1 protein-coding gene is annotated in these 791 nt (G+C 59.5%); it reads right to left on the minus strand.

The window, feature by feature from the left end; translation table 11 throughout:
- On the minus strand, nucleotides 1-779 hold a 779-nt coding region (locus EIP75_RS23825), incomplete at its 3' end, for a PRTRC system protein D (RefSeq protein WP_233585029.1).
- Nucleotides 780-791: the final 12 nt, after the last annotated feature.

The raw sequence follows: 791 nt of genomic DNA on the forward strand, positions 1-791 counted from the left end.
AACATGGGTTCCTTGACCTCATGGATCTTGTGATTCGGGAACGCCGCCTTCACCGCCTTCTTGAACAGGAAGGCACCGCCGCCGACCAGGATGATGTTCTGCAAGCTGTGTGGCGATTCGATGTACTGCTTCATTGCCGACACGGCCTGCTGCGCCACCGCCTCAGCCATGGGCATGAATCTGGTGATGTCGTACGACTTCTGAAAAATCACTGGCTGCTTGCCCGTTCGCAAGGCCAGGTCGATAGCGTCGAGGTCGCGATAGGGGCTGCCGATGTCCTTGGTGATCTCGGCGGCGATCAGGCGCAGCACATCCGACATGCCACGGTTGAACGAATGGCTTTGCTTTTGCACCTGCCTCATGCCCCTGGCCACCAACCAGTCAAAGGTTCTTGAGCCAGGGTCGATGATCAAGCTCTGCTCGTTGCCGATGGTGGCCATCTTTTTGTGCACCGATGCGTAATGCGCCAGTGCTCCCTGAGGCTGCGCAACAGCGAGTGCCTTGACGACAGTCACCGTCTTGCCACCCCCAACGTCATGCGTTCCCATCATCGCCTTCTCCAGCGCCGACTTCTTGAGGTGCAGCAGGGCCACAGGCAGGCCCACCACCAGGAGGTCGATGCGACTTTGCTTCATGAGATGCAGGGCGCCTCGAAGCAAGGCCATGTACTCGGGCGTGTCCGTGTACTCGTCGTGCAATTGGGTTGCACGCACGGAATCGGCCACCAGGTGGACATCGGGCCCGACCTCGTAGAACAGGTGTCCGATGGGGATGGACACGGTTTTGCGCCG

It is taken from the genome of Aquabacterium soli (assembly GCF_003933735.1).
Lineage (GTDB): Bacteria > Pseudomonadota > Gammaproteobacteria > Burkholderiales > Burkholderiaceae_C > Aquabacterium > Aquabacterium soli.